At 59.0% G+C, this 24369-nt stretch carries 24 protein-coding genes; 7 read left to right on the top strand and 17 right to left on the bottom strand.

Features of this window, described 5'->3' with window-relative positions; genetic code table 11:
• The 7 genes from AC1DUB_RS26980 to AC1DUB_RS26950 form a co-directional block, all read right to left on the bottom strand.
• A partial coding sequence (locus AC1DUB_RS26980) for a porin (protein ID WP_477732179.1) occupies positions 1-545 on the bottom strand: 545 nt, incomplete at its 3' end.
• 149 nt (positions 546-694) lie between these two features.
• Positions 695-1681 (bottom strand): tripartite tricarboxylate transporter substrate binding protein, encoded by a 987-nt coding sequence (locus AC1DUB_RS26975; RefSeq protein WP_477732178.1) that lies wholly within the window; start codon positions 1679-1681, stop codon positions 695-697.
• A 45-nt stretch (positions 1682-1726) separates the two neighbouring features.
• A complete protein-coding gene (locus AC1DUB_RS26970; RefSeq protein WP_477732177.1) occupies positions 1727-2023 on the bottom strand; it encodes a cupin domain-containing protein in 297 nt (98 codons plus the stop codon).
• 62 nt (positions 2024-2085) lie between these two features.
• Positions 2086-3075, bottom strand: coding sequence for a quinone oxidoreductase family protein (locus tag AC1DUB_RS26965; protein WP_477732176.1), 990 nt, complete (start codon positions 3073-3075; stop codon positions 2086-2088).
• Positions 3076-3165: 90 nt separating this feature from the next.
• Positions 3166-4086, bottom strand: coding sequence for a dioxygenase family protein (locus AC1DUB_RS26960; RefSeq protein ID WP_477732175.1), 921 nt, complete (start codon positions 4084-4086; stop codon positions 3166-3168).
• A gap of 90 nt (positions 4087-4176) precedes the next feature.
• Positions 4177-5256 (bottom strand): tripartite tricarboxylate transporter substrate binding protein, encoded by a 1080-nt coding sequence (locus AC1DUB_RS26955; protein ID WP_477732174.1) that lies wholly within the window; start codon positions 5254-5256, stop codon positions 4177-4179.
• A gap of 94 nt (positions 5257-5350) precedes the next feature.
• Entirely contained in the window at positions 5351-5881 is a 531-nt protein-coding gene (locus AC1DUB_RS26950) for a cupin domain-containing protein (protein WP_477732173.1), read from the bottom strand.
• 189 nt (positions 5882-6070) lie between these two features.
• Here AC1DUB_RS26950 and AC1DUB_RS26945 point away from each other — a divergent pair, with 189 nt between their 5' ends.
• Positions 6071-6997, top strand: a complete 927-nt coding sequence (locus AC1DUB_RS26945; protein ID WP_477732172.1) for a LysR family transcriptional regulator — start codon at positions 6071-6073, stop codon at positions 6995-6997.
• Positions 6998-7252: 255 nt separating this feature from the next.
• Here AC1DUB_RS26945 and AC1DUB_RS26940 read toward each other — a convergent pair whose 3' ends face one another.
• Positions 7253-7942 (bottom strand): isochorismatase family protein, encoded by a 690-nt coding sequence (locus tag AC1DUB_RS26940; RefSeq protein WP_477732171.1) that lies wholly within the window; start codon positions 7940-7942, stop codon positions 7253-7255.
• Between the two features lie 338 nt (positions 7943-8280).
• Here AC1DUB_RS26940 and AC1DUB_RS26935 point away from each other — a divergent pair, with 338 nt between their 5' ends.
• Positions 8281-8877 (top strand): NADPH-dependent FMN reductase, encoded by a 597-nt coding sequence (locus AC1DUB_RS26935; RefSeq protein WP_477732170.1) that lies wholly within the window; start codon positions 8281-8283, stop codon positions 8875-8877.
• On the opposite strand, the gene AC1DUB_RS26930 is transcribed toward AC1DUB_RS26935, so the two are convergent.
• On the bottom strand, positions 8836-9045 hold the full coding sequence (locus tag AC1DUB_RS26930; protein WP_477732169.1) for a hypothetical protein: 210 nt from the start codon (positions 9043-9045) through the stop codon (positions 8836-8838). The two genes, AC1DUB_RS26935 and AC1DUB_RS26930, sit on opposite strands and share 42 nt — an antisense overlap.
• A 314-nt stretch (positions 9046-9359) precedes the next feature.
• Between AC1DUB_RS26930 and ycaC the strand changes: the two genes are divergently transcribed.
• The 4 genes from ycaC (at position 9360) to AC1DUB_RS26910 (ending at position 12635) form a co-directional block, all read left to right on the top strand.
• A complete protein-coding gene (gene ycaC, locus AC1DUB_RS26925; RefSeq protein WP_477732168.1) occupies positions 9360-9986 on the top strand; it encodes an isochorismate family cysteine hydrolase YcaC in 627 nt (208 codons plus the stop codon).
• Between the two features lie 101 nt (positions 9987-10087).
• Positions 10088-10981, top strand: coding sequence for a DMT family transporter (locus AC1DUB_RS26920; protein ID WP_477732167.1), 894 nt, complete (start codon positions 10088-10090; stop codon positions 10979-10981).
• Between the two features lie 12 nt (positions 10982-10993).
• On the top strand, positions 10994-11467 hold the full coding sequence (locus tag AC1DUB_RS26915; protein WP_477732166.1) for a DoxX family protein: 474 nt from the start codon (positions 10994-10996) through the stop codon (positions 11465-11467).
• 223 nt (positions 11468-11690) lie between these two features.
• On the top strand, positions 11691-12635 hold the full coding sequence (locus AC1DUB_RS26910) for a LysR family transcriptional regulator (RefSeq protein ID WP_477732165.1): 945 nt from the start codon (positions 11691-11693) through the stop codon (positions 12633-12635).
• Between the two features lie 238 nt (positions 12636-12873).
• On the opposite strand, the gene AC1DUB_RS26905 is transcribed toward AC1DUB_RS26910, so the two are convergent.
• The 4 genes from AC1DUB_RS26905 to AC1DUB_RS26890 all read right to left on the bottom strand — a co-directional run bounded on the left by AC1DUB_RS26905 (position 12874) and on the right by AC1DUB_RS26890 (position 16855).
• Positions 12874-13512, bottom strand: a complete 639-nt coding sequence (locus tag AC1DUB_RS26905) for a hydrolase (RefSeq protein WP_477732164.1) — start codon at positions 13510-13512, stop codon at positions 12874-12876.
• A 205-nt stretch (positions 13513-13717) separates the two neighbouring features.
• Entirely contained in the window at positions 13718-14017 is a 300-nt protein-coding gene (locus AC1DUB_RS26900) for a putative quinol monooxygenase (protein ID WP_477732163.1), read from the bottom strand.
• Between the two features lie 653 nt (positions 14018-14670).
• Positions 14671-15903 (bottom strand): trans-sulfuration enzyme family protein, encoded by a 1233-nt coding sequence (locus AC1DUB_RS26895; protein WP_477732162.1) that lies wholly within the window; start codon positions 15901-15903, stop codon positions 14671-14673.
• 31 nt (positions 15904-15934) lie between these two features.
• Positions 15935-16855 (bottom strand): carbon-nitrogen hydrolase family protein, encoded by a 921-nt coding sequence (locus AC1DUB_RS26890; RefSeq protein WP_477732161.1) that lies wholly within the window; start codon positions 16853-16855, stop codon positions 15935-15937.
• Between the two features lie 83 nt (positions 16856-16938).
• On the opposite strand from AC1DUB_RS26890, the gene AC1DUB_RS26885 reads away from it, so the two are divergent.
• Positions 16939-17862, top strand: coding sequence for a LysR family transcriptional regulator (locus AC1DUB_RS26885; protein WP_477732160.1), 924 nt, complete (start codon positions 16939-16941; stop codon positions 17860-17862).
• 300 nt (positions 17863-18162) lie between these two features.
• On the opposite strand, the gene AC1DUB_RS26880 is transcribed toward AC1DUB_RS26885, so the two are convergent.
• From AC1DUB_RS26880 to AC1DUB_RS26865, 4 genes are all read right to left on the bottom strand, one after another.
• Complete coding sequence (locus tag AC1DUB_RS26880; RefSeq protein ID WP_477732159.1) at positions 18163-18408, bottom strand: hypothetical protein; 246 nt, start codon at positions 18406-18408, stop codon at positions 18163-18165.
• Positions 18409-18924: 516 nt separating this feature from the next.
• On the bottom strand, positions 18925-21657 hold the full coding sequence (locus AC1DUB_RS26875) for a hypothetical protein (RefSeq protein WP_477732158.1): 2733 nt from the start codon (positions 21655-21657) through the stop codon (positions 18925-18927).
• A 264-nt stretch (positions 21658-21921) separates the two neighbouring features.
• Positions 21922-22881, bottom strand: coding sequence for a hypothetical protein (locus AC1DUB_RS26870; protein WP_477732157.1), 960 nt, complete (start codon positions 22879-22881; stop codon positions 21922-21924).
• A gap of 454 nt (positions 22882-23335) precedes the next feature.
• A complete protein-coding gene (locus AC1DUB_RS26865; protein ID WP_477732156.1) occupies positions 23336-24283 on the bottom strand; it encodes an IS481-like element ISPosp6 family transposase in 948 nt (315 codons plus the stop codon).
• Positions 24284-24369: the final 86 nt, after the last annotated feature.

The following is a 24369-nucleotide window of genomic DNA, read 5'->3' as shown; positions in this document are numbered from 1 at the left end:
TTCACGCCCTCAGCCGCCGCGAACATGAACTGTCCGTAGAAGCCGCCAAGGTTGCCGGGCAGAAAGTAGCCCACAGAATTGCTCGCCCGAGTCAGTGTTTTTGCACTGCCGAGGCCGATCGGCCAGCCTTCAATGATGTTGCTGCTGCCGCCTACACCCACCGTCCCGAAGGGAGCAAACGTGGAAATGTTCCAGAACACGGGCGTGTAATCGCGTCCGAGACGCAACTCGCCGTAGTCCTTGCTCATCAAGCTGACGGTGGAGCGGCGGCCAAACAACGCGCCCTGTACGGCGCCGGTGTCCGGCAGTATTGCGGTTTCGAGCCAGAATCCTGCCGAAAGACCGCCACCCAGATCTTCGACGCCGCGAAATCCAATGCGGCTCGGCAAAAGGTAGCCGCCTTGATCCATTCCCGTGGCCGAATTACCGCCAGCCTTCGAGTACGTGAGGTTGAGGTCGATGCTGCCGAAGATGGTGACGGTGGATTGGGCAAATGCGGTGCCCAGGGCGCCAAAGGCAAGAATAGCGGCGAGTGGTTTTTTCATGTTGATTCTTTCGGATAGTGAATTGCCGCAGCGCTGGTCACTCCAGCGCCGATAGGAAAAAGAAGAAAAGGACAATGCCTTTTTCGGGCTTCTCGGAACACAGATGGGCCCACGCTTACGCAATGCCTCTGCGCCGAGGGGATCGCAGCTCAGCTATCGAGTCGAATGCCGGCCTGCTTGATGAGTGCGGTTGTAGCTGCGGTCTCGTCGCGAACAAGTTGGGCAAACTGCTGCTGGGACATCGGCGCTGCTTCGGCGCCAAGCTTCTCCAGGCGAGTGCGAACTTCGTCCGAGCGCAATGCTCGTATCGTTTCGGCGTGAAGGCGCGTCACAATAGCCTCTGGCGTCTTTGACGGCACAAACATGCCGACCCAGAACTTGTGGTCCGTGTCGCCGAATCCGCTTTCAGCGATGGTGGGAACATTGGGCAAGAGAGGAGAACGCTTTGCGCCACCGACGCTCAGTGCGGTGAGCTTGCCATCGTTGACCAGCGGCGTTGCCAACGCAAGCGGACACAGGAACCAGTCCACGAGCCCCCCCATCACGTCGGTGAGTGCCTGGGGAGTACCCCGATAAGGGATGTGTCGGGCTTGTATGCCCGTGTTGATGCGAAATTTCTCGGCGGCGATGTGAGAGCCGCTACCGTTTCCGGACGAGCCGTATGTGTATTTGCCGGGCTCGGCCTTGACTTTTCGCACCAGGTCTTGCAGTGACGCGAACCCCTTGTTGGGTGTCACAACGAATACGTTTGGCATGGACACAAGCATCGTGACCGGCGTGAAATCCTTCAGCGTGTCGTACTTGAGCGCAGGATAGAGCGCGGCATTGGCAACATGGCCCGCCGAGTGAATGAGAGCCGCATGTCCATCCGCGACAGATGTAGCCACAACGCTGGCGCCAATCGTGCCACCCGCACCAGCTCGGTTGTCCACCACACACGGCTGGCCAAGGTATTGCTGCAGCCGCTCGCCAACGATCCGAGCGATCACGTCGGTCGTGGAGCCCGCGGTGAACGGAACGATGAGCTTGACGGCTTGGTTGGGGTAGTTGGATTGAGCAAGCAGCGCGCTGGGAAGGCCCGCGGCGCCCCCGGCGGCGGCGGCGAGTTGAAGCAGTTTTCGACGATTGATGTTCATGGTTGTCTCCTGTATGGGTAAGGTTGTCGGAAAGGCGTTGTGAGTTCAGTTGGGCATGACTAAGAGCACCTTGCATGGCAAGTTAGACCGGTTTTGCAATTGGCGCGTCTCGCCAGGGGCAAGTCGGCAGCTGTCGAGGAAGCGAAGTACGACGCTTTGGGGCGGTTCGTCCCCAACTTGGGCCGTTACTTCGAGTGCGCCTTCGACGACTACATAAAACTTTTCGACCTGCGCAGCCGAAACCGTGGTGCCGCCTCCCGGCTCAATGGTGGACAGCCCAATCCAGACCGCGTTGGAAAGGCCGGCTTCCTTGCCCTGCAGCCTCCGCATGGACATGTGCATGTGTCCCGGCGCTTGGTACCTAGGCGCCTCATTGAGTCGAATGACATGCATGGGGCCAACACTCAGGGCTTGAGCACAATTCGGTCCATGGACCCGGCGAGAACCTTTAGATAGGCTTGCACTGCAGAGTCAAGGGAAAACACCGAGCTGTCGCTAACGTCGAATGCCCGTAGGCTGCCGTCTTCAAATCCTGGGAGCAAATTGCCGTAAATGCCAGCGCATTGGCTCGCACTCAGTTTGAGGCTGTCCACGCCGAGCATGTGCAAGTCACGGCGATAGAACGCCATGATGTCGAATGGCACGTTACGGTCGGGTGTCGAGATGAGGATTTGCGTGCCACCGACTCTGAGCGACATCAGGGCTGATGCGAAGTATGGTGAGCCGACAGTGTTGTAGGCGATGTCCACGCCCTTTCCATCGGTCATAGACAAGACCATGTTCGCTAGGTCATCGCAGTTGCCGTCGATGACATCAACCGGTGAGCTTGCATGGCCGGAGTACTTGCTAGTGCCGCGTTCGACGCCAATCACGCGCGCACCGGCGCGTGTTGCAAGCTGTACCGTCGCCTGCCCGACCTTTCCGTTCGAGCCCAGCACCAAAACTGTCTGGCCAGCGCCCTTCAAGTTCGCACGCCGCAGTCCTTCATACGCGGTTACGAACGGCACGCCCACGGTCGCTGCCGCGGCCATCGGAATATGTGATGGCTTGCGGACAAGGGCGTCGACTGGCAATACAAGGTAGCGTCCATGCGTGCCATCGCGCGTGACGCCGAGGTCGCCCCCGGTTCCCCATACCTCCTGGCCGACCCAATTGGCTGGACCGGCGACGACTCGACCGGAATAGTCTCGGCCGGGAGTGCGCGGCCATACAGCGTAGGGCATCATGCCCAGAGCGGCCTTCACGTCGCTCGGGTTGATTGCCGCGGCAAGAACTTCAACGATGGCACTGCCGGCCGGAGCTTGCGGTTGCTCGACGTCGATGATGTCTGGACTGAGTGCCTCGGGGGCCGCTGCTTGTCTGATGAGGCGAAGTGTTCGGGGTCTCGTATTCATGGTGCTGTGGTGTTTATGTGATCGGTATGTTTCACGGCTGACCGTGGCAGGCGACAGAGTCTGCGACATCGTTGCTGGTCGTGTGCAATGTCATGGCAAGGGGGGAGTGGGTACCCGCGTTTCGCCAGGCTCGAGCTTCAGTTCGACATCAAGGTAGAGGTCGCCTTTGCTGTCTGGCTCGAAGTTGCGAAGCAGCGACCCAACAGCTCCAAATGCGGCATCGCTGTAGGCATAGGGGCAGTGGGCATCGAAGATTTGTGTCGTCAGGACCTTGTGTCCGGGCGCGATAACGATGAAATGAAGGTGCGAAGGACGCATGTGACTGCGGTTCTGCAGGGCCAGCAATTCACCACAGGGTCCATCAATCGGGACCCCGTAGCCGGAGGGCCTGACACTCTCGAACCAGAAGCGTCCAGTGAGGTCGGTTTCGAAGACGGCCCGCAGGTTCATGTCCTCCTGGTCATGGTCTTGGTTCTCGTAGAGACCGCTGGGAGCCGCTTGCCAAGTCTCAACGCGAGCACCCGCGATGGGACTGCCATCAAGCGACACGACGCGCCCGTGGACGAATAGCGGTGCGCCGGCCGTGTCTTCGGTTGCGATGCGAGAGCCATTGGGTCGCACAGGCTGGTTCGCGCGCCAGAACGGGCCGATCAGGGCCGGTTCGGTTCCACCAGCAGCCAATATCGCCTTCGCATCCATCAGCAACACGAGTGTGGCCAGCCCGAGGATGTCGGCGAGCAAAATTCCCTCGTGCTTCTTCGGGCCGGTTGCCTGGCCGACACGGACCATGAAGTCGAGGCCTTTGTGGAGTTCTTCATAGGTCAGCTTCATCTCCGAGGCGAACGCGTGCAGGTGACGAATCAGTGCGCCGAGAAGGGCCTTGGTGCGAGGGTCCTTTGTCCCCTCGTTCGTTTCCAGCACAGCCTGCAACAAAGCCTGGGGATTTGCTGGAATTGAGCGTTGTGTCGCATGCGCGTCTCTGTGCGCGATGTCGGCGGTGGCAGAAGTCATGGTGAGTTCCTTGTTGATATGTGACGAATTGCTTGGGCGATAGGACGAATGGAGCGCACGCGGTCGTCGCGGCGCTGCCTGTTCAATTTCCTAGTCACCGCGAATATTTGCTTTGGCAGCAACGGCGGCCCAATGCGGTACGTCCTCGGACACTCGCGCAGCGAGTTCTGCAGGGAGGCTGGCAACGATGTCGAACCCGAGCTCGCGGGTTTGGTGTTGGACTGCGCTGTTTGCCAGTATCCGGCGCACCTCCGCGGCGAGCCGGTTCACCGCGGTAGCAGGCGTTCCGGCCGGAGCAAACAATGCCTGCATCGTTTCTGAGCGATAGCCCGGAAAGCCTGACTCAGCCACTGTCGGAATCTGAGGCAATTCCGTCCATCGCTTGCTGCTGCCCACGGCCAGCGCGCGAAGCGTTCCAGCGGCGACATGTGCCTTGGCCGCTGGCAAAGCCGTCAGCGCGCAGTCGACTTGGTCGCCAAGGACTGCATGCACTGCCGGAGCAGCACCGCTGTAGGGAACATGAACAAGCTCAACCCCCGCGCGTTGCCACAACAACTCGCCACCGAGATGCACGCTGTTGCCCTTGCCGGGCGTTGAGTAATTGAGGGCTCTGGGCTTTTTCTTTGCGAGGGCGATGAGCTCCGCAAGACTCGAGATTGCACTGTTGCTCTTTACGACAATGACGTCGGGTGAACTGACAGCCTGGCAAATCGGGGAGAACTGACGAACCGGATCGTAAGGCGGCTTCTCCGGATGCAGGGCTGGATTCGTCACGAATGCCGAGGAGACAAACAGGAGCGTCAGACCGTCGGGCGTGGCTCGCGCGACAGTGGCGATGCCGATGTTGCCGCCCGCCCCCGCACGATTCTCGATGATGACGGATTGGCCCAGTGCATCGGCAAGGCGCACACCAACAATACGTGCAATGATGTCCGAAGTACCTCCGGCAGCAAACGGAACGATGATTCGCACGGTTCCTTTCGGCGCCCAGACAGACTCTGACCTGGTTGCGGACTGGCCCCAAGATAGCGATGGCATTCCGAAGCTGGCCGCGCCCAGACAAGCCATGGCGCGCATCGCCCGTCGCCTGTCTGCATCGATGGGCTTGCCACTGGTTGGGCAATGGCACCACGGCTCAGTCATATCTTTTCTTGGGTCACTGAATTTCATTACTCTTCTCCACGCGCCAGCCTTGGCATGACGCATTCCGCTTTTGAAGAAGGCACGTGCCAGCAGCGGCTTGCTGAACGTGCCACCTTGCCACCTACTTCGCGGCCTCTTCTTTCAGATAGCCGTCAACCCCGTAGACCAGTCCCGTCGCCTCGGCGGCCTTGACAACATCGGGATGCCACGCAATGCGGCCGCACTCCTCGTCGGTTCCGCCGACCACGGAGTACACGACCAGTGCGTGGTCGTTCGGGTTGCGGAAGCCGCGCATGACCCCGATAGGGCATGAGATGACGTCCCACTGGTTCAGCATCAGGGAGTACTGGCCCTTTTCGCCCCAGATGACTTCCATCTGGCCGTTCAGCGGGCAGAACACCTCTTCCGTCTTGTGCGCGTGCAGGCTGGCGCCCTGGCCGACCGGGATTTCGATGAAGGTGACGCCGAAGCGGTGGTTGCCCGGGATCGCCGGCTGGACACCCTTGTTCTCCAGAACGCCGCGGTTCATGATTTTGTAGATGTTCTTCTTCATGCCGGGCAACCGGCTCTCGATGAAGGTCTCGCCGTACGGCTCGACCTTGCCCCAGCGGGCGATGCGGGTGGCTTCCATTTCCTGAGGTGTGGGGTCCATGTCAATTCCTTATTGCGATGAATGTTTTTCAGTGCAGGGTAGGGTGTTTGCTACTCTGCAGAAGAGACTGTATGGATCCGATTGCGTTGAGTCCAATTCCATTTCTCGAGCAATTCGATAACAATCTGATATGAGACTCCAATAACAGTTGGAGGCCCAGTCTGAAATAACTAACAAGAGGCTAGACCCATGGACCTGAGACAGCTTCGATACTTTGTCGTGCTTGCCAATCAGCAGCACTACGGACGCGCTTCGAGCATCCTTCACGTCGCGCAGCCTGCATTGAGCAGGCAGATTCGACTACTCGAAGAGGAGTTCGGTGTTCGGTTGTTCGAGCGACATGCGCGAGGTGCTACTCCGACCGAAGAGGCCTTGTTCCTCCTGGAGCGCGCATCTTTTCTGTTGCGGTATGCGGAGCAAATGAAGCAAGACATGACAGCACGCCAGCGTGACCCCCAAGGGCCCGTTGCGGTAGGGCTTTCTCCCGGCTTGGCACTGTTACTGGCAGTGCCACTAACTCGAGCGGTGCAACACCTCTTTCCAGAGGTTCGATTGAGAATCGTCGAAGGCTTCGCACCATCGTTGCACAGCATGCTGCTGCAGGGGGCAGTTGACCTGGCAGTTTTGAATGGTCCGGTGCAACTCTCAAATCTCATGTCATTTCCGTTATTAAGCGAGAAAATTTGCCTTATCGGCCGCTCCGATGATCAACGGCTGCAGACCACGCGATTGACATTGCGACGTTTAGCCGGTGTACCGCTTGTCATGACTGGCCTTGCCAAGTCTGGCGTTCGACTCGAGCTGGAGGCAGCAGCGGCGCGGTCCAGTGTTGAACTAAACCAGGTGGTCGAGGTCGAGACAGTGGAAGTTGCCAAACGGCTGGTCCTCGAGGGCGTCGGCCTCACGGTCCATTTCGCGGCTGCGGTCAAGGCCGATATTGATGCTGGTAGGCTGTTGGCTGTTCCGATTGAGAGTCTTCAGCTGCGCCGAATCCTCGCACGGGCATCGGATCGGCCGCCATCCAGGGCGACTGAGGAACTCATAGGTATCTTGCGTACTGTCGTGGAGGAACAGGTGCAAGCCGGTCAGTGGCCGAACGCCGTTCTCGAAAGCTAAGCGGTGCGCGCTCACTAACATCCACGTGATGTGTGATGCGGCTGAGCCCTCAAGTGGGATACGTGAACGGTGTCAACCGGTTCTCGCGCGGCTGTACTGCTGACCGTGTAGAGCTTGCCATGGTGGCGCCGAATCGGCTGTTCTCACAAGGCCGTGCTTCACCACCACTCGCCAGCTTTTAGTCTCTGCAAAGACGAGCGTAAGCGGGACCCGCGCCACAAATGCACCGGGCTCCGCCTGACCATCACGGCGACATCATTTGCGCATCGAATCGAGTTGTTCGCCCTTTGTGACCACCTCCTGTGCCTTCGCGTAGCTCTCGATCAGCAACTGGTACTCCGGGAACACCTTGGTGTATATCTCGGCCCACTGCATGGCATCATCGCGGTGCCAGGTCTTCTGTAGCTCTGAGGCCACCGCCGCGGTGTCCATTGGCACCACGCCGGCCTGCACGATACGCGCCAGCGTGATTTCCTGTGCCATCTTGGAATAGGTGCCCGAGGCATCGACGACCACGAACACCTTGTAGCCCTCAGCCACCGCGCTTATGGCCGGGAAAGCCATGCACACGCTGGTGATGGTGCCCGCGATGATCAGCGTCTTGCGGCCGGTGGCCTTGACTGCGGCGACAAAGTCCGGGTTGTCCCAGGCATTGATTTCACCCCTGCGAGCCACGTACTTGGCGTGCGGGGCGTTCTCGTGAATCTCCGGGATCAGCGGGCCGTTCGGGCCTTGCGGCACGGACGCGGTGGTAATCACCGGGATCTTGCATAGCGTCGCCATCTTGGCCAGTGCAGCGGCGTGGGCACGTAGCTTCGGCATCGGCATGTCATTCACGGTCTGGAACAGGCCGCTCTGGTGATCAATCAGCAGCATTGCTGCGTCGCTGGGGTCAATGACGGGACGTTGACCATTGAAATTTGCCACATTTGCGAAATTACTCATCACATGTTTCCTATAAAAAAGTGCAAAAAAAGTCAGCTCGCCTGGTCCGCATGCGAACTTGTTCGAAGTCCTCGCATCTTGGGCGGGGGCTATCGTGGTCACCACGGACGGTCACGTTCTCGATCAGGAAGTTGAATTCTGGTTGCCATGCCTAAGGCGCGGTAGTAGTCCACCCGCGAACACGATGTTCTCGAATTGCGAACGAGATGGCCTTTAGGATCGATCGAGATATGCAGGATCGTCGAGCCTGCTACCCACAGGTGCTTGTTGCAAGAAATTTCTAGACAAGAAATTTTTGCTGCACGGACGCATGAAACTTTGGATTTGAAAGGCACAGCATGGACACCCTAAAGATTCTGATCATTCCAGGCAGCGCACGCGACGGCTCCCTCAATCGCAAGCTAGCCGGATTTGCCGCACATAAAGCACGTTCATCAGGGCTGCGTGTGACTCAGCTGGACCTTCGTGAGCTGAACCTCCCTGTCTATGACGGGAATTTGGAAGTCTCGTCAGGGATTCCCGCAGGCGCGTATCAACTACTGCAAGCCATTTTCAACAGCGATGGAGTCTTGATCGTTACCCCAGAGTACAACGGCTTTCCGACGCCACTCGTTATCAACGCCTTCGATTGGTTGTCGCGAATTGCAGTGACGCCGCAGTATCCGACAGGCTTGGCCGTTACCGCCAACAAGCCGGTAGGCTTACTGTCCGCATCACCGGGCCCAGGAGGTGCGCTTCGGTCAATGAACTTCCTGCGCCAGTATCTGCAGATGGCCTTCGCCATGATTGTTGTTCCGCAGCAGTTCGCTCTCAGCAGGGCGCACGAGGCCTTTGACGAAACTGGAACCTTGAGGGATGCCAAGGCGGTGCAGTCAGTAGAGACGGTATTGAATTCACTGGCCAAGTTGGCCCAGGCATTGAGAGCCACTCGATAGCATCGCGCGAGCCATGCACGAATGAACGGCGATGTCAAAGCCCTCGCCAATCACGTCGACGCGGCGGTTGGTGCTCTCCAGCTGCACCTGCACGCGCGGGCAGGCGGCCATGAAGCGCGCCAGGACGTCGCCGAGCTGGTAGTCGAGCAGGGCCGTGGGGCAGCTCATGCGTACGGTGCCCTGCGGCTCGGAACCCACCCGGTCAATCACCTCCTGCGCCGCGTTGGCCTAGACCAGTATGGTCAGGCAATGCCGCGCGTTGTGCGCGCGGCCGGCGGGTGTAAAGCCCTGGTGTTCGACCACCTGCACAAGGTCATACAGGATCGTCGAGGTCCTGCATGCCGCCATCGTTCATTAAATAGAACGCTGATGGCAAATTTAACCAACTACCGGGTTCATTGTTCCGGGAATATCTTTCGTTCACGGCAGTGCGTGCTGCCGCCGCCCGCACGGGCTTCATCAATCACTTCAGGAGAATAGCCATGTCAAATCCATACCGTCGCCTCGACAAAAGCCAGGCCGCCGTGTTGCTGGTCGATCACCAGGCCGGCCTGTTGTCGCTGGTGCGCGACATCGAGCCGGACAAGTTCAAGAACAACGTGCTGGCTGTGGCCGACATCGCCAAGTACTTCAAGCTGCCCACCGTGCTGACCACCAGCTTCGAGGACGGCCCCAACGGCCCCCTCGTGCCCGAGCTGAAGCAGACGCTGCCCGATGCGGCCTTCATTCCGCGGCCGGGCCAGATCAATGCGTGGGACAACGAGGACTTCGTGAAGGCCGTCAAGGCGACCGGGCGCAAGCAGCTCATCATTGCCGGCGTGGTCACCGAAGTCTGCGTGGCCTTCCCCGCGCTGTCGGCACTGGCCGAAGGCTTTGAGGTGTTCGTGGTGACCGATGCGTCGGGCACGTTCAACGAAGTCACCCGCCACTCGGCCTGGAACCGGATGTCGGAAGCCGGCGCACAGCTGATGACCTGGTTTGGCCTGGCCTGTGAGCTGCACCGCGACTGGCGCAACGATGTGGAAGGCCTGGGCACCCTGTTTGCCAACCACATTCCCGACTACCGCAACCTGATGACCAGCTACAGCGCGGTCAAGGCGTCGAAGTAAACCAACCAACCACCACCGGGCCTGCTGCGGCGTCCCATGGACGCCCATGGACGCCAGCAGGCCCGCATTACCCCTGTCCGTACTCACCACTGGAACTTCTCATGGGCCCGAAAACCTCTGCCGCTGTGGCAACCATTCTCTGGGGCTTCACCTATGTCGTCTCGACGACCTTGTTGCCTCAAAATCCCCTGTTGGTCGCCGCCGTGCGCGCCCTGGGCGGCGCTTTAGCATTGCTGCTATTTGCCCACCATTTGCCCCCGGTGCGTTGGTGGAAAAAGATCATCGTATTGGGAACGCTCAATGCCGGCCTGTTCTTCGCGCTGCTGTTCATCTCGGCCATGCGCCTGCCCGGCGGCGTGGCCGCGATCTTCCAGGCGCTGGGACCGCTATGCGCGATCTTGTTGGGTTGGGCGCTTCTGGGCATGCGGCCAACCTGGCTGAAGATAGCCAGTGTTTTGATCGGCGTTGCCGGTGTGTCGCTGGTGGTGCTGAAGGGCAATGCGGGACTGGACGCGGTTGGCGTTGCCGCCGCGCTGGGCGGAACGCTGTCGTTGGCACTGGGGGGCGTGCTCATGAACAAATGGGGCAAACCGCCTATTGCGTTGTTGGCTTTCACCGGCTGGCAATTGCTGGTTGCGGGGGTTGAGCTGCTGATCGTTGCGCTGCTGCTGAACGACATGCCCGCCGCCATCACGGTCGTCAATATTGCCGGGTTCGCGATTCTGGCAGTGATTCTGACGGCCGTTCCTTTTGCGCTGTGGTTCAAGGCCATTGGCCAAGTCGGCGCGGTGGCGGTTGCCCCTTTCTTCTTGTTGGTGCCCATCACCGCCTTCATTCTCGATGCATTGATCAAGGGTTTTGTGCCAACCGCTCTTCAACTGGCCGGGGCGGTCATCGTCATTGCGGGGCTGGTGCTCAGCCAACTGACGCCCAAAGCGCGCCTTCCCCATGCAAGCCACAAGGCGCCACGGGTTCATCACGCGAAATCTTCGTAAAAAGGGGGGGGCGTGCGCCTCTTCTCGGCCATGCCGTTCATTTTTATTACCCAGGAAAAAATCATGATTTCTGCCCCGAGCCACGGTCCAATCCAATTTCTTCTTCGCTCGCGCTGGCTGTTTCACCTCGGGGCTGCCGTATTAACGTACGTGTTCTGGTGGAGCGGCCTGACGAAGGTGCTTGATTTTGCGGGCGCCCAGGCGGAAATGATCCACTTCCAACTGAACCCGCCGACTCTCTTTGCGCTTGCAACAATTGTTGTCCAGCTGGGAGGCTCTGCCTTGATCATCATGGGCAGCCGCTGGGCCTGGCTGGGTGCGGGCGCCTTGGCCACTTTTACGCTCGCCACCATTCCTTTGGCTCATCGGTTCTGGGAAATGGACGGCATGGTTGCGTTTCTGGAAAAAGCGCTTGTCCAGGAACACATTACCGTGATCGGCGGGCTTGTCCTGGCTGCCATGCTGGCAGAGCTGAGGCGCGACTAAAGGCCACGGTCGAAGAAATCTTGTCGCCCAGATCGGTGCCGGGTACGCCGGGGTACAACGGGTTTTTGACGCGTAGCGACGCCAATGCCCCGACAGGCTTGCGCCCCGGAAATGAATGTATTCTTCGCTACATCGAACAGCGGCAGCCTTGAGTAGCCCCGAAATGGCGTCGGATACGGGTAGCAGGGTTCTCCGGTAAATCGGTGAAGGAAGAAAGGGAACTATGCGGTACCGCCTGGAAGATATTGAAGCATTTGTCGCCGTTGTGGAAACCGGAAGCATCAGTGCCGCCGCGGTGAGGCTCGATGTAGCAAAGTCAGTCATCAGCAAACGAGTTACAAGCCTAGAGAACTGCCTTGGTGTTGCACTTCTTCAACGCTCAACGAGGCGTGCCACCCCGACTGTCAGCGGGATGCAGTTTTTCGAGCGAAGCAAGGCGGTTATGCAAGACCTTGATGAAGCGGTGCAATCCGTAAGCGGAGCGAACCGTGGCTTGCAGGGTACTGTTCGGCTCGCCCTGCCGATGAGCTTCGGCCACCTGTATGTCGTGCCGACGCTTATGCCGTTTTTACAAGAGAGCAAAGACCTGGTGGTGCATATGGACCTGGACGACCGACACGTCGACTTAGTCCAAGGCGGTTACGACATGGCTATTCGCGTTGGCGTGCTTGCTGATTCGAACCTCATTGCGCGCAGACTCACATATAGCAAAAGGGTTTTGTGTTGCAGTCCCGAGTACTTGGCGACCAAGGGGCGGCCCTCCACGCTTGCCGACTTGGCCGCGCATGACCGCATCGGTTATGGCCTGGTGTCATCAGGCCATATATGGCAGTTCAACAGGACTGGCGAGAGGCGGGACGAGCGCAGTGGCGAAGTTGTGGCCGCCAATGTACATGCACGTGTAGTGACAAACAACGGTGAAGCCATGGTCCATGCCGTATTGGCGGGCCTGGGAATTACCGTCTTGCCGACTTTTCTTATTGGTGGCCTCTTGCGTTCGGGCGCGCTGGTGGAGTTGACGCTGGACGGTCTTGTGCCCACCACCGACAACGTATATGCGGTGTACACACAAACGCGAAACCTCTCGTCCAAGGTGCGGGCCATTATCGACCTCCTTGCCGAAGCGTGGGCAGGCGACATTGCACCTTGGGACCGACAAAATAGGTAGTGTGGCCAAGCCCCCTTTGTGATGAACCGCGAAAGAGGAAATTGCACAAGCCTTGCCGACTAGAGGAGTAGGCAGAGCCCGGATAGCGAGCCATAGGCAGAGAGGCACCGGTGTAGCACCGGTGCTATTTTTTTACTGCCTGCTGTGCGTGCGGGTTTACCGCCGAGGCGAAGGTTTAACTGGCGACCTCGACCTGCGCCTTTCGGCATCGGTGCACTTTGGGCCCGTGTGCTGCCCTTTAGCTCTTGTCGTAGGAAAACTGGATCCCCGCAGTGCCGCCGGTTTCGATGAAGAGACTCATGAATGCCGGAACGGTTTCCGAGCGAGCCCAGTCGCGTTGCAGCTCGCAGAACAGTTGAGGCACGCTGATCATCTTGCCGCCGGCTTGTTCGATTCGGCGCAACGCAGCTTCGTGCGCCGCGACCGATGTGCCACCTACCGCATCCGCTACGACATAGACCTCGAAACCTTCGTTCAAAGCATCGAGTGCCGGAAAGGTCAGGCAAGCCTCGGTCCACAACGCTGTCATGATCAGCTTCTTCCGGCCCGTTGCCTTCACGGCTGCGCGGAACTCGACGTCTTCCCATGAGTTGATGGTGGTTCGGTCATAGGTTGGAACTCCCTCGAGCGCCTTCCTGAGTTGCGGAATTGGTGGCTTATTGAGGCCGGACTTGACATTGACAGTGGAGTGAACGATAGGTAGGCCATAGGCCATGGCAGCCTTTGACGCGCCAACGATGTTGTTGATCAGCAGTTGCCTGTCCATTGAGGCAATTGAGTTCACCTGCACGGGCTGGTAGTCGATGATCACGAAGGCGGCATTCTTTGGTGTGAGCAAATGGTCTTTGACCGGGTCTCGGATGGATTCACTAGCCATAATGGTCTCCTCTAAGTAGTTGGATATGTGCTGAAGCGCAGCACCGCTGTTGCCCATGGGCACGTTTTAGGTGGAGTTGTGACACCCACCAGACTGAACTCGATACTTAAAACCTGCTGCGCGCTGGCGAGTTAGCGTTGTTAAATTGCAGCGCAGCGCACTTTGAATCGCTTGATAAATGCGTTGGCGCGGGAGTCAATACCAGTCAGGCGATGCGGTTGAGCGTGTAGATGTATTCGTACTTCTCCACGGCGCTCGCGCCACCATCATTTTCGAAGTGACGGATGTGCTCGGTTTGTGTGTGATGCTTGTTCTGCGCCCCGGGACTTGCCCAATGCTCTAAAAATACGAAGCGTCGAGGATMGTTCTGATCCGAAAACAACTCGTATCGCAGGTTCCCTTCATCTTTGCGTGATGGTTCGACCACCGCAATTAGATTGGCACGCAGTTCGTCTTCGCGTCCTTCTTTTGCGTACAGAGAAACACCAATGAAGAAATCGTTCACGACTCAGTCCTTTCATAAAGAATGTACCGATGCATGCACCAAAAACCACTGTTTTTTTAAAGTGAGATGGAGGAGCGCAATATTAGTACCGTGGATACAGGTTGCAAGGCGTCAAATTGCGAACACGCTGTTCGAAAAACAGAAACCCTTGAGCCACGCGTGGAGGTGGGTTAGCGGCTGGCTGTGGGCTAGCAGTAAAGCGCGCGCGCTGGGCTATGGCAGCACCGGCGATTAAAAAGCGGGTAGCCGGGCGTTGAGCCGCCTACTTACGGTAAGTACCTGTTTTGGTAAGTGGAGAAATGGAGCCCGCAATGCCCGGCGCAAGGCAGGGGGCTGTTTAAGCCGCGGCGTGGGGCCTAGCGCCCGAAGGAGGTAGAGGACGGCATGCCGTTATCCGCAATTTCGATTGTTGATAGGGCTAGTAGTGACACGGCCTTCACGCTGTCCCTATTTCTCTCCAACATTGACACTTGGGATGTCGTAGGTCATGTAAGGAACGTTAAAAACAATCTCGAACCTAGCGCCAGGCTCGATGCGTAGCTGATGAGCAACGCCGGCGAGGAGTCAGTTTTTCCGTTTGACCGGCTCTTGTGCAGCGAAAGGAGCCGGTCGGTTCGAGCGTGTCGTCTCGTCCCGGCCGTTGCTGATCCTCGTCAAGACCTTGCGCCTGAGTAGAGCGAGGCCTTTACCAGCGCCTGCTCAACGTCGGTGAGCAAGTCCGCGACATCTTCGATGCCGACACTCATGCGGATAAGACCGTCCGTCACCCCGCTTTGCTGGCGAACCGTTTCATCGACGGCGCTGTGCGTTGTTGACGCCGGGTGGCAGGCCAGCGAGTCCGTATCGCCCACTGATACGGCCTGGGTGACAAGCGTCAGTGCGTCGAGAAACGAGCGCGCGGCGGGCAGTCCTCCTCGCAGCTCGAAAGAAAGAATGCCCCCAAAGCGGCGCATCTGCCGTTGGGCAACCGCGTGGCCTGGATGCCTCGCCAGCCCCGGATAGTGCACACGCTCCACCGCCGGATGATTATTCAGCGCCTCGGCAATCTCCTCGGCGTTGTCACAGGAGGCCTCAATGCGCAGGGGCAGCGTCTTCAGGCCCCGCATCAGCATCGCGGCATCGTGGGGGCTCAAACACGCGCCAAACTGCTTCATGCCGGTCGACCTGATCGCCTCCACCAGCTCAGCGCGTGCGATGGCCACGCCGCCGGTGGCATCGCCGTGACCACCGATGTACTTGGTGGCTGAATGAACAACGATGTCGACGCTCAGCGCCAGCGGTCTCGATAGACAAGGAGTTGCGAACGTGTTGTCCGCGACGCTGATGATGCCTGCATTGCGTGCAATGCTCGCCACCGCAGCCAGATCGGTAATTCCCAGTACCGGGTTGGCGGGAGTCTCTACGTAGACCACTTTCGTCCGCGCACTGATGCGTGCCTGCAGATCGTCCACCGTCGGTGCATGGACGCTGCGAATGCCGAGCCAAGGCAACAGGTTGCGCATGATCCCTTCAGTGCCGCCGTACAGGGTGCCGACATACACGACTTCGTCCCCGGCAGAGAGTACGGCGAACAGGCTCGAACAGATTGCGGCCATCCCACTGGAGAATGCCACCGCACCGTCGCCGCCCTCAAGCGCAGCCATTTTGGCTTCAAAGGCAGCGACCGTTGGATTGGCGAAGCGGCTGTAAAGATAGCCCGGCGCTTTCCCTGAAAAGCGCGCCACACCGGCGTCGAAGTCGTCGTATGCAAAAGAGGAGGTTGCAACGATGGGCGTTGCAATCGCGCCTGTGCTGGCATCCGGCTTCTGTCCCGCATGGACTGCGAGGGTACGCAAGCCTGGAAAACGGTGATTCACCGGATCAGGACCCTTGTCTTTCATCATCATTCGTGCATCTCCTCAAACGAACTGCGCTTACTCAAACGAAATTCACCGAACGTTTTTGCCGTTCGTCGACGGTCAGCGAGAACACGTCCGGACGTGCATAGTGGCCAACCACATCGAAGTCGTAGCGGGCGCGCACCAGTTCTTCGGTGTCGATGGACGCCGTCACCAAACCGGTCTGGTTCATCAGTGGGCCGGCGAGGACATCACCCATTGGGCCGACGATCAGCGACCCGCCACGGATCAGGGGACGTTCGGTATCCCAGTCGGGCACCTCGATGCCCAATTTGCTCGGCGAAGGCTGCACCTGGCAGGCGCTGATGACGAAGCAGCGGCCTTCGTGGGCGATGTGGCGCATCGAGCATTGCCAGATATCGCGCTCGTCCACGGTCGGGGCACACCAGATTTGGACGCCCTTGGCATACATCGCGGTGCGCAGCAGAGGCATATGGTTTTCCCAGCAGATGACCGAGGCCAGACGACCGGCCGCCGACTCCACCACCGGCAGAGTTGAGCCATCGCCCTGGCCCCAAATCAACCGTTCGGTGCCGGTCGGCATCAGCTTGCGGTGCTTGGTCAGCAAACCCTGCTGCGGATCGAAGAACAAGGCGGTGCAGTAGAGGGTGCTGCCGTCGCGCTCTATCACACCCAGAACCAAGCTGGCGCCGGTGCGCCGGGACAGATCGGCTAGCTTTTCGGTCTCTGGACCGGGTACGTCAATGGCATTGGCGTAGTAGCGGGCAAACGCTTCCCGGCCTTCCGGCAGACGGTAGCCGAGGCGGGTGCCGAAGATCTCGCCCTTGGGATAGCCGCCCAGCAGTGCCTCGGGCATCACCACCAGGGAGGCGCCCGAGGCGGCGATCTCGGCTTCGAACGACAGGATGTGTTCCAGGATTTTGGCTTTGCCGGCGGGTGAAGAACCGATCTGGAGTGCGGCGACAACGGATGTGGACATGGAATACAGCCTCAGCAGAATGTGGATGAAGCCATTGTTCCCGTCCCATAGAATTAATCAATGCAGCATCATCACTGAATGATATGAATAGAATCAATATCGAATCGACAGATCTGAACCTTCTCAAGGTCTTCGAGGCTTTGTATGAAGAAGGCGGAGCGAGCCGGGCCGCCTTGCGCTTGGGGTTGACCCAGTCGGCGGTGAGCGCGGCTCTTGGCCGCTTGCGCACGCTGTACGCCGACCTCTTGTTCATCCGTACCGGGCGCGGACTGGCTCCAACGCTGCGGGCCAACGAACTCAAGCCCTTGATTGGCGAAGCGCTGGACAAGTGTCGGCAGAGCCTGGCACTGGCATCGAGCCAGTCAGGCGGCTACCAGGGACGCTCGGTGGCCATAGGCCTGTCCGACGATTTCGAGATCGCTCTGGGCCCGCGCTTGATCGAAGCCGTCGCCCAGCGCATGCCGGGACTGCGGCTGGTTTTCCGGCAAACCCATAGCCGGATCGTGGCGGAGATGTTGATGGCGCGGGAGTTCGACTTGGGCGTCACTTCGGGTGGGTTTTCGTCGCGCTCGCTCAGCCGCGAAGCCCTAGGCGAGGGGCGCTATGCGTGTCTGGTTGGACCGGATAGCCTGCTCCCCGGACAGACCGAGCTGTCGGTGGCAGAGTTCGTGCGCCGCGGGCATCTGCTGGTTTCGTCCGGCGGTTTTGTCGGGGTGGTCGATGAAGTACTCGCCGCTAGGGGATTGCAACGTCAGGTCCTCGCTTCCACGACCCACTTCGCAGCCTTGCCCTTCCTGCTGCAAGGGAGCAACGCCGTGGCCACATTGCCGCTGCATGCGGCCAGAGCTTTGGCCGCATGCACGGGGTTGCGCTTGTTGCCGTGTCCGCTGGACATGCCGCGCTACCCGGTCGAACTGGGCTGGCGCATGGACACCCTGCGCGACCCGGCCATCAAAGAGGTGAAGGCTGTCGTGGGCGGGTTGTTGGCGGCGTACAAGTGGCAGTGATCTGGCCAAGCTCGGTTGACTCGGTCACGCCTGGCCGGAGTTTATTGCCGGGAAAACGCGTCAATGTCGCGGCCTGGGACGTAACTCTTCAGCGCTTCGGTAGTTACTGAATGGCCGGATTCGCTCGTTGTTGACCGCCACGAACGACCGCTGACTGGCAAGTCAACCATTGACGGAGGGTGGTGCCTGGGTTAAGCCTAGTTAGGACGAGCATCGGAACATAGCCCCGCATAAATCCCAGATATGGTGACGAAAAGAAGGTCGAGTTCAACCGTTCATCCAACTCCTAAAATTTTGGCCTCACGCTCCGACCGCTTCTTTTACACACTTTTTAGAGAAACTACTCTTAGCAGCACCAGCCAACTTCTTGTCCTTGGCGGCCAGATCACACTTGGCTGCAGCGTCCTTTTCACATTTTTTCAGGAACGAGTTCTTGGCTGCACCGGCAAGCTTCTTCTCAGCCGCGGTAGCTGTGCAGGTCGCATCCTGGGCGAACACCGAGCCGGTGAATGTGAGAGCGGCGATCAGGCAAAGTTTTTTCAGCATGAAACATTTCCTTGTAAGTGGGGATATCCCGAGGGGCAGTTTACCCAAGTGCCGGGGGCTCCGAAACAGGTCTATCGACCGTTGTCGTGATCTGCGCAAATTTCAACTGTTCTTCTGCCTATCGAACGGCAAAACTGAGACCAACCAGCTCGGATGCAATAAGTTCGGCTTCAATCTTCATCCGCGCCGTGGATACGGTCCCAATGCACAGCCCCGCGTAGCGCACTTCGACAAATGCAGCCCAATTGTCCGGAATGTCATTACCAAAGTGCGCAACTGCGTCGGCGATCCTCGGAAACATCATCTCTTCAGTTAGGGGCTGACCTAGCAAACCGGCGCTTTTGCGGCGCTTCGAGGAAGGCGCGTACGTAACCCCCTCTTAAATCAGTGGCTCTGCCACCCCAAGGGTTTGGCGGCTAGAGCCCAGGTTCCGGCGACGTTTTGACGAGCTCAAGGTGTGCCATATTTGCCATCATGCGGTTGATCCGTTTGGGCGCTGTTGAGGCAATAACTCTCCTACAGCTGCCAGGGGCCGCCCCAGTTTTGTCCGGGTGCCCAAGCCAAGGTTTGCACCACGTTGGCTGGATCGACCGAAAAGATGTCCAGCAAGTCGGCTGAACGCGAAACAACGGGTACAGCTGCACCTGCACGCCATCCTCTTGCGCCGTTCAATGCCCACCATCCACCCCAGCCGCGAGTCGGAGCCCACGCGGCAGAGTACACCTGGCTGTCTGTTCCGGCCACGAAGATGTCCAATAAATCAGCGCTGCGACTGACGCCTGTGACAGACCCGCCTGGCGCGGTCTGACCATTTTGGATTTGCGACCAGCCTTTCCATGTGCTCCCGGGCTGCCAAGCTGTAGACATGATTCGACCGGTATCGTCACTGACAAAGATGTCCAACAGATCCGTGCGACGCGATACTGCTGTGACCGGAGCTCCAGGAGGCGCGGTCACGCCAGGGATGGCCCACCAGCCACGCCATCCGTCCGTGGCATTCCATGCCGCCGTGCGGATCTGGCGATCCGTACCCACTGTGAAAAGGTCAACTTGACCCTGTCTACGGCTAATACCGGTGATGTGCCCGCCGGGCGCCGTTCGGCCGCGCAGGATTTGGCGGCGGTCCTTCCACACCGAGCTAGACGCAGTTTCGCCTCTTACGCCAATGATCGCACCGCTGGCATTGGCATAGAACACATAGACCGCGCCAGGGCTGAACGATGTCGCATGCACGGGACCGCCAGGAACACCTTGCCAGGGCTTTTCCTGATTGGTCGTTGTCACGAACCACCATACCGATGCCCAGATACCATTGGGCTGCCGCGTCCGAAAGTAGATGCCGCCATCCCCACCGACGAAATATAGATGGGTGCGGCCGCCCTCGGAGAGTGCTTCGATCGGACCAGCTTCTTGGGGAATCGCAAGTTCTTGATTCTGCCAGTCGGACCAGCCGGTCGTTGGTGCCCACGACTTGGATTGGAGGGCTCCGGAACGAGCGATCAACAGCTGGTCGGGTGCAGGTACCGCCACAGCTAGGCCGGAGCGCGCAGCCAGCGGCTCCAATCCGCGCTGGCGCGTGAAGGCGTTGCTGAAGACTGTGCTGTCGCCGCTGACTCTCCAGAGACTGCGCCTCCAGCTCTCCAACATGTTTCCGTACTGGGCTGCCACGACCTGTTGGGTCAGGAGATTGTTGGCCTGTCCCCAATGCAGCCGTCCTCCAAGCTCAAGGGCTTTTTGCTGAACAAAGGTCAGAAAACTCTCGTTGTCAAGCATGCCTGACAACAGTGCGATTTCGATCGACACCGCGTGCGTGCCGCCAACGTTGTGCATTGAAAGCGTCGATTTGGTGGCGAGACTGGGCCGCAACGACAGCCAGCCGACCTGTCTGTAGCTGCCACCCGCCGAGAGAATCGCTTGCAGAAAGTCAACGTAAGCAGGGTTGTTCGCGTCAAACATGACCTCCGCCGAAACCCCTCGGTAATTGGGGAAATTCCCACTCGGAGGTCCTGCGGTGATCCACGCATGTCTCCCGCGCTTCCCCTTTGTGGCTGCGTCGTTCATCTGATCGTCGAACACGGAGTTGACAATGGCGTCAAGTAGCGGGTTTGCGGCATTGAGCAGGGAGCCCAGTGGGTTTAACGCTAACACTGCGTTCAGAGCCCCCGCCACTACGTCGCCGCACACATCGGTCGGCTGTCCGATGTTCATGTCGGTGTGATTGCCAGTTTCCCAGCGCCGCTGCACCCAGATCCCAGGCGGGTTTCGGGTATTCAGCAGTAGTTGGAAAAAAGTAGGTTGAGCGCCCGTTCGGGACTCTGCTACGTTGGCCGGTCCGGGGTCGGTGGCCAACAGCGCAAGCAAGGGCGCGAAAGGATTCACACCACTCGATGCCCCGGCCCGCAATGCGGCAAAGACCGCATTACGGTCCGGTCGGGTGGCTACCTCCGCGATCCAGAACTGAGGCCTCGCCTCGATGACATAGGAGTAGACGACCCCGAAGCGGCCAAGCCCGACGACGGCCGCATTGAACATGTCGTCGCTGCGGATGACCTCGACGTCCGGGCAGCTCAGCGTCGGCTTTAGTCGGTCGTCCCGCGTGATGGCCGCAGAGGCCGGTTCAATCCAGACTTCTCTGCCCCCGTGTGTGACCAGATGCAGCGCCCTCACCACGCCAGGGAATGCCGGTTGGTTCCAATCGCCGCCGTGCACTGACGTGTTGATCACGCCGGCCAGGGCCTGCCCGTTGGCGCCGCCCATCGTGGGCAATGCCAGTCCGATGCCGTCCAGCATCTGTATCAGTTGCCAGAGCTTGATGCCAGCTTCAATGTGCACCAGCTTGCGAACCGACGCTTTGTCAGCCTGATTGCGCCGCCATTCATCGGTGAGGCCCGGCCCTGTTACCGGCAGATTGTGGGGAATATCAGTGACAGGAGCTTCGCCAACTGTGGCCAGAAGACGTGAACGCAGCCCACTGATATCGATGGCCCAGTCGTCGCCTACTGCCTGATCATCGAATGCCCAACCACTGCCGATGGCATGCAATGACATGCGCGAATCCGTGGCGTCCTTGACCACCTTGACCAATTGCTGGAGGCCCACTGGTGGGGGGATCGGGACGCTCGGCGTGGCCGCCCCGGTTAAGGCTGGTGTGAACAGTGAGCGCAGTTGTTTGTGGGAGCGGCCGCTCCAGTTGCTCCAAGCAACGTTGTCGTTGCGAATGCCTGTGTAACTTGATGCCGAGCAGACCATATTCACTCCTTTTGCAGATCAATTGCGTCGATGCGGGACATGGCGAGAAACCTGAAAACCATTTGCGCTATTTGGCTGTGAGTGCTGCCTATCCACCCGGGAGAAGTCTTCTATCGCGGCTCACTGGCTTGCCTGCACGTACCCCTGCCGACCATTCACCATGGCAGCCATATCGGCAGTCATGGCATCCACTCTCAAACCAATGCTGGCGTTTAAATCGGTAGTTGGGGTCATCAAATACTCAATCAGTCTGGATCCACTGGATCAGTCAACCTGGCACTCGCTGTCATATACGCCGACCACGATAATTTCATAGGGCAGATTCCAGGTCAAAATGTCAGGGTTGGCCTTGGCATTTCGCGCGCGCCAGGAAACCAGAGCCAGGTCAAGCCTGGGGATGCCAAGAACGCGCAGGCAATCGCCGTCCTTCATGTCACGTACCGCCTGCTCTGGCGGGGTATCCTTCACAAACACCATGCGCTTCTTGCGCAGCACCAAGTGCCCCTCCCAGTCGCGGACTTTCGCATACGCGAAGCTACCGTCCGCAACCTTGAAGGGCTTTTCCATGAGCTGCATTTGGAAATCCACATAGTTGTAGCCAATGCCCGGGCTGACAATCGTCGTCGTCACTTTTCTTGGGATGATCTTTGACCGCGTGTTTTCATACCGGTTAAACGCGTCTTCGGCAGCCTTTGGCGTGTACCCCGTGATCGGCTTGAACGACGCCCGCAGGTCGAAATTTCCCAAGTCGGTTATTGGGTGAATTTCGAAAACATGGTCTGGATTCGTGTTTGCTGCAGCGACGACCTTGGCGCCCTGATTGAAGACCTGGTCACCACCGTGTTCATTCCAGATCCGCCACGCGCCCTTGATGGTCACCTTGGAGCCGTCGGCCTCGGCAGTCTTCGTCAGGTCAATCGCGTCACCCTGATCTTTGGCGTTCATGATCTCGGCGACCAACGGCAGTCCAATCTCTTTTGGGCAACGCACGGCGGCATGCATATCGCCGTCGGACGAAGCGGGGTTGGGTTTGCCTTTCGAATGGTCGACGACGCATTCGTCGCTGATGGAAGTGCGATTCTTGTATTTATCGATGAAGGCGTTCTTGAGCGTCAGCTGAATCTCGGCGCACGCCAAAGTGCTGGAGGCGAGCAGCAGAGCCGCGATGACCCAATGGGCCGGGAGCGATGCGGCCGACCGCATGACAACCGATGAATTAAACATAGGGTTCCCCCCCGCGTACTTCGGCTGATTATCAGCGTTACCTTTGTTTTGTACCTCCTCCATTTGTAGGAGATAGAACACGAAATCACCCTCAGGCGGCTTCCACCTTTTTTCCTATTCCATATGCTGGCATCCTGTAGCGGGGCGCATCAATGCTGCCCCCGATTCGTACGAGGTATTGGCTAACAGGGCCATCCCCATGTGCGGTGGATATCTATGAGTGGTGTTGGTGGGGCATAGCTCCTATTGACAAACTCTCCTACTTTGGAGGTTCCCTTGTCGATTGGCGCATATCCGCAGAGAAGCTATTGGCTGATCCCTCACGACGTGACTGACGTCCGCTGTAACGAAAACGCATTTGCATATCGGCGCTCAACTGCGGCGCGGTGGCCTGATATTTTGTGAATATTTACATCGTGGATTCAGGGTGTACATGGATGCATCTGTCCTTCATCTAGCTGTAGTTTCTCACGACGTTGTTCCCATCAAATCCGAGGCGAGAAGCTGGAGGGCGGTGGGAGGTCGCTGAGTGGGGCCTGCGAAAGTTGTAGTGATGCATCCAGGGCTCCAGTTCATGGGCCCTAGCATCTGAATCGGGGTAGATGAAGGCGTAGGCCCATTCGCGCAGCAAGGTCTGGATGAATCGTTCGGCTTTGCCGTTGGTGCGTGGGGTGTAAGGGCGCGTGCGGATGTGCCTGATCCCCAGGCGGCGCAGCAGCTTGGCAAAGCGCTTTGATTTGTAAGCCGAGCCGTTATCGGTCATCACCTGCGCAACGCGCACCCCCAAGGCCTTGTAGTAGCGCAGCGCTGCCAGCAGGTGAGCGCAGGCACAGCGCGCCGTCTCATCAGGCAGCAGCAGGCTAAACCCCACCCTGGAGTGATCGTCGATGGCCACATGCAGCGCCTGTGAGCCCGCCCGGGGCGTGTTCTGGGTGCGGTCACCCGTGACGCGGTGGCCCGGCTTGTCAAAGCGGGGTAGTTTCTTGGTGTCCAGGTGCAGTAACTCACCGGGGCTGGCGCGCTCATAGCGCACCACAGGTGGCGCATCCTGAAAGGCGGGCAGCTTGGCTGCGCCGGCGGCCTTGCAGGCCCGTGCAATAGCGCTTCGCGACAGCCCCACTCGCTCGGCAATGCGCTCATAGGTCAGGCGCTGAGTCCTGCGCAAGCGCACGGCCCGCTCGATTTTGCTGGCGCAGCTGCGCTGCGGGCAAACCAGAGGCCGGGAACTGCGGTCAAGCAGTCCGGCGCGGCCTTCCTGAGCATAACGTTGCTGCCACTTACGGGCCGTGCGGGGACTCAAGCCAGCGGCTGCAGCCGCTGGCTTCAGACCAATCCGGGCAATTTCTTGAACCAAATGGGCTCGACCTTTGGGCGTCATTGAGGCATTCTTGTGGATGTTCATCCGGGGAGTCCTGAAGAAGTTGGGAAGTCAGAACCTCCATCTTCCTTCACCTCGGGTGAACAACCTCTTGGGAAACTACATCTAGC

Source organism: Polaromonas sp. P4_F9, assembly GCF_056401235.1.
The sequence above is the reverse complement of the archived record's forward strand: the minus strand, read 5'-3'. Positions and strand labels throughout refer to the sequence as shown.

What these genes read in the sequence shown, in the direction of transcription:
- AC1DUB_RS26975 (WP_477732178.1), bottom strand. Translation starts at nt 1,681, where the DNA reads ATGAACATCAATCGTCGAAAACTGCTTCAACTCGCCGCCGCCGCCGGG.
- AC1DUB_RS26970 (WP_477732177.1), bottom strand. Translation starts at nt 2,023, where the DNA reads ATGCACATGTCCATGCGGAGGCTGCAGGGCAAGGAAGCCGGCCTTTCC.
- AC1DUB_RS26965 (WP_477732176.1), bottom strand. Translation starts at nt 3,075, where the DNA reads ATGAATACGAGACCCCGAACACTTCGCCTCATCAGACAAGCAGCGGCC.
- AC1DUB_RS26960 (WP_477732175.1), bottom strand. Translation starts at nt 4,086, where the DNA reads ATGACTTCTGCCACCGCCGACATCGCGCACAGAGACGCGCATGCGACA.
- AC1DUB_RS26955 (WP_477732174.1), bottom strand. Translation starts at nt 5,256, where the DNA reads ATGAAATTCAGTGACCCAAGAAAAGATATGACTGAGCCGTGGTGCCAT.
- AC1DUB_RS26950 (WP_477732173.1), bottom strand. Translation starts at nt 5,881, where the DNA reads ATGGACCCCACACCTCAGGAAATGGAAGCCACCCGCATCGCCCGCTGG.
- AC1DUB_RS26945 (WP_477732172.1), top strand. Translation starts at nt 6,071, where the DNA reads ATGGACCTGAGACAGCTTCGATACTTTGTCGTGCTTGCCAATCAGCAG.
- AC1DUB_RS26940 (WP_477732171.1), bottom strand. Translation starts at nt 7,942, where the DNA reads ATGAGTAATTTCGCAAATGTGGCAAATTTCAATGGTCAACGTCCCGTC.
- AC1DUB_RS26935 (WP_477732170.1), top strand. Translation starts at nt 8,281, where the DNA reads ATGGACACCCTAAAGATTCTGATCATTCCAGGCAGCGCACGCGACGGC.
- AC1DUB_RS26930 (WP_477732169.1), bottom strand. Translation starts at nt 9,045, where the DNA reads ATGAGCTGCCCCACGGCCCTGCTCGACTACCAGCTCGGCGACGTCCTG.
- ycaC (WP_477732168.1), top strand. Translation starts at nt 9,360, where the DNA reads ATGTCAAATCCATACCGTCGCCTCGACAAAAGCCAGGCCGCCGTGTTG.
- AC1DUB_RS26920 (WP_477732167.1), top strand. Translation starts at nt 10,088, where the DNA reads ATGGGCCCGAAAACCTCTGCCGCTGTGGCAACCATTCTCTGGGGCTTC.
- AC1DUB_RS26910 (WP_477732165.1), top strand. Translation starts at nt 11,691, where the DNA reads ATGCGGTACCGCCTGGAAGATATTGAAGCATTTGTCGCCGTTGTGGAA.
- AC1DUB_RS26905 (WP_477732164.1), bottom strand. Translation starts at nt 13,512, where the DNA reads ATGGCTAGTGAATCCATCCGAGACCCGGTCAAAGACCATTTGCTCACA.
- AC1DUB_RS26895 (WP_477732162.1), bottom strand. Translation starts at nt 15,903, where the DNA reads ATGATGATGAAAGACAAGGGTCCTGATCCGGTGAATCACCGTTTTCCA.
- AC1DUB_RS26890 (WP_477732161.1), bottom strand. Translation starts at nt 16,855, where the DNA reads ATGTCCACATCCGTTGTCGCCGCACTCCAGATCGGTTCTTCACCCGCC.
- AC1DUB_RS26885 (WP_477732160.1), top strand. Translation starts at nt 16,939, where the DNA reads ATGAATAGAATCAATATCGAATCGACAGATCTGAACCTTCTCAAGGTC.
- AC1DUB_RS26880 (WP_477732159.1), bottom strand. Translation starts at nt 18,408, where the DNA reads ATGCTGAAAAAACTTTGCCTGATCGCCGCTCTCACATTCACCGGCTCG.
- AC1DUB_RS26875 (WP_477732158.1), bottom strand. Translation starts at nt 21,657, where the DNA reads ATGGTCTGCTCGGCATCAAGTTACACAGGCATTCGCAACGACAACGTT.
- AC1DUB_RS26870 (WP_477732157.1), bottom strand. Translation starts at nt 22,881, where the DNA reads ATGTTTAATTCATCGGTTGTCATGCGGTCGGCCGCATCGCTCCCGGCC.
- AC1DUB_RS26865 (WP_477732156.1), bottom strand. Translation starts at nt 24,283, where the DNA reads ATGAACATCCACAAGAATGCCTCAATGACGCCCAAAGGTCGAGCCCAT.